This is a genomic window from Prevotella rectalis (assembly GCF_900607215.1).
In the GTDB taxonomy this organism is placed as follows: Bacteria; Bacteroidota; Bacteroidia; order Bacteroidales; family Bacteroidaceae; genus Prevotella; species Prevotella brunnea.
The window spans coordinates 1-2,843 of the sequence record NZ_LR027823.1 but is presented as its reverse complement, the minus strand read 5'-3'; the positions used below and the strand labels follow the sequence as shown (position 1 = coordinate 2,843).

The 2,843-nt window shown below is 46.7% G+C and carries 4 protein-coding genes; all 4 read right to left on the bottom strand.

The window, feature by feature from the left end; all coding sequences use genetic code 11:
* A partial coding sequence (locus E0E16_RS13195) for a DUF1896 family protein (RefSeq protein ID WP_181951362.1) occupies positions 1-219 on the bottom strand: 219 nt, incomplete at its 3' end.
* A 54-nt stretch (positions 220-273) separates the two neighbouring features.
* Positions 274-1,557: a site-specific integrase gene (locus tag E0E16_RS13190; protein WP_130830672.1), complete on the bottom strand. Its 1,284-nt coding sequence runs from the start codon at positions 1,555-1,557 to the stop codon at positions 274-276.
* 12 nt (positions 1,558-1,569) lie between these two features.
* Positions 1,570-2,274, bottom strand: coding sequence for a site-specific integrase (locus E0E16_RS13185; RefSeq protein ID WP_130830671.1), 705 nt, complete (start codon positions 2,272-2,274; stop codon positions 1,570-1,572).
* Between the two features lie 3 nt (positions 2,275-2,277).
* On the bottom strand, positions 2,278-2,843 hold a 566-nt coding region (locus E0E16_RS13180), incomplete at its 5' end, for a site-specific integrase (RefSeq protein ID WP_165444237.1).

Genomic DNA, 2,843 nt, shown 5'->3' with positions numbered 1-2,843 from the left:
TGAGAAATGCAGTCCACTGAAAAGCACTTCACTTGCTATTCTTTCTGCTTCTAAATGATTAAAACCTTGCGCCACGGCATCGCAGTAGGCGGTCAGTGCTATGTCGGCTCTTGCCGTGATAAACTCCGTATTACTCATTCTTTCGGGGTGATGTTCACTCATATAGCTTTCCAACTTCAATCGGAAGTAGGAAAGTTCCTTTTTGTTCTTCTGTTTCATTGTTCTTCTTGTTAAAAAGTTAGACTTCTTTTTTTGAATCATTCATTACGGCTGTTACAGCCCAATTATGGGACTTGACTTTTTCGGTGTTCTTGACGGACACAGCCGTAAGGCTTTACGCAGTACCCTTGTATGCTCACTACCCATCAGGGGTTGCATTTCCTTGGCAATCTTGCTCTTGGTCACCCGTGCATAAATCTCGGTCGTGGAGATAAAGCGATGCCCCAGCATCTTGCTCACCGTCTCTATCGGAAGTCCGTTCTCCAGACAGATGGTCGTAGCAAAGGTGTGCCGTGCGGTGTGCGAGGTCGCTTGGGTATGCGGTGGCAGTCCTGCCTTAATACATATCTCCTGAATAGTTCTATTGAAATTACTGTTGCTGGGAAACTCTCGAAAGAAAAGCCCCTCCCTTCGTCCGTGGCTCACAATGGCGAGTATTTTCTCGGCAACGGGCAGCAATGGGACAATACTTCTGTTCTGTGTCTTTGTTCGGCAGAGGGAGATATATCTGCGTCCATCACCGAGCGTATAAACATCATCCATTCTGAGTTTCTTCAAATCGGAGAATGCCAGCCCCGTAAAACATCCCAAGAGGAAAATAAGTCTGCAATGGTTGTCTGTCGAGCGGTGCGGACGGTAAGCTAAGAGTTTTTGCAGGTCGTCCGCCGTAAGTGCATTGCGCTCGTAGGTAGGCGTTTCTATGTCTATGAGTTCAAAAGGGTCTTCACGAACGTATCGCTCCTGCAATGCCTTGCGAATGACCTGATGCAAGTGGCGTAGGCGGTTGCCGACACTGCTTTCCTTGTTTCCCAAGTCCCGAAGCATGAAAAGGCGATAATCCTCAAGCAAAGTCTTGTCCATCTCTGTGGGCATACAGTCTGCCCTTTCCCTTACTTGCAGGAAATGAACAAAACTCTTGTAGCTGTCCTTAAAAGCCCTGACGGTTGCCTTGCTTAAGGTTCTGCCCTGCAATTCCTCCTTGTATTCACAAACGGATTGATATAACTCCGTAAGTGTTGGCATGGGGCGACTTTGCTGCATATAACGCTCCTTGAGGTATTCCGCCGTGATATAGTTTTCTTCCCTTAATGTACGTTCATAGAGTGAATGCAAGCACTCTTCGATTGAGTTCAGTTGCAGATTGATGCCGCTTGAATTACCTGTTGTCGCCTTGATGTACCCTTTTCGGGCAAGCCACTCGTCGGGGGAAGTTTGCAACTGCGTGGAAAACGATGAGGACGTTCCGTTACAGGTGATACGACAGCGGATTACGCATAGTCCGTCTTCATTGGTCTTGCTTCTATCTATGTAGAATAGTATGGCAAATGTACTTTTCATTGTTCTGCGGTTTTAGTTGGTCAGTTGATAATGTGTGAGTTGTGGAAGTATTTTCTCTATGTCCAGAAAGACACGCTCCGGAGAAGTCTCTGCATACACCTGTGTGGTCTTTATTTGGCTGTGTCCGAGCATTTTGGAAACGCTCTCAATGGACACGCCCTCCGACAGTGTCATCTGTGATGCGAAGGTATGCCGTGCCATATGATAGGTCAGCGTTTTCTGAATACCGCAAAGCCGTGCTATCTTTTTGAGGTGTATGTTCACCGTGTCGCATCCGGGTATGGGCAGCAGATACCCTTTTGGGGGTTCGTGGCGGAACGCCCTCGTATGAATGCCCTTGTACCGCTCAATGATGGCGGATGCTTCGGGTAATAATGGGATGTGGCACACGTTGCCCGTCTTCAGTGAATCCTCCGTCAGACAATTTTTGAGCAGTTCTGCACTTACATACCCCTTTTGCCAAACCAGCTCATTGTATTTGGTTTGTATCTGTCCTTCCTTTTCTGTCAGTATGCGGTTGATGTTCTTCATTTCGTCAATGTCGCCTTTGCATCTGCCATGCTTTGCGTCCCAATTGTTTGGATTGATATCCAACCCCATACTGTATTGTACTTGTTGTCCGTCTATCGTGATTCGTCCCATTATCGGGCATTTGCCGTTCTTCTTCAGTTTGGAACGGTTGATGTAAAACAATGTCTTGAATGTACTGCGTGCCATAAGCTATAATTTTAAGGTGAAAGTGTGTTCTATCCGTTGTTGAATCTTCTGCATATCCTGTCTTATTCTTTCTGAATTGACCGCTGCATACACTTGTGTCGTTCTCAAATTGGTATGTCCCAACATACCGCTTACGGTTTCTATTGGAACACCAGCCGACAGGGTAATGACCGAAGCAAAAGTATGGCGAGCCATGTGAAAGGTCAGAGGGGTTTTCATACCGATACTTCTCTGTATGTGGTGCATCGCATTGTAAACCACGTCTCTTGGGGGAACGTCAAATACATATCCCGCACGTCTGCCCCTATATCTTTCCATAATGGTCTTGGCTGGGGAGAGAACTACTACGCGAAAAGGGGTCTTCGTCTTGACACGCTTGCTTTTAATACATAGCTTTCCTTCCTCAATGATGATGTTTTCCTCTTTGAGATTGCGTATATCCGAAATGGCAAGACCGCTGAAGCAGGAGAACACGAACAAATCACGGACGACACGATATTTCTCCCATTTGATGGGCAGGTCGATAATCTTTTGCAGGTCGTCCTGCGTGATGTTTCTCGGCGTTCCTT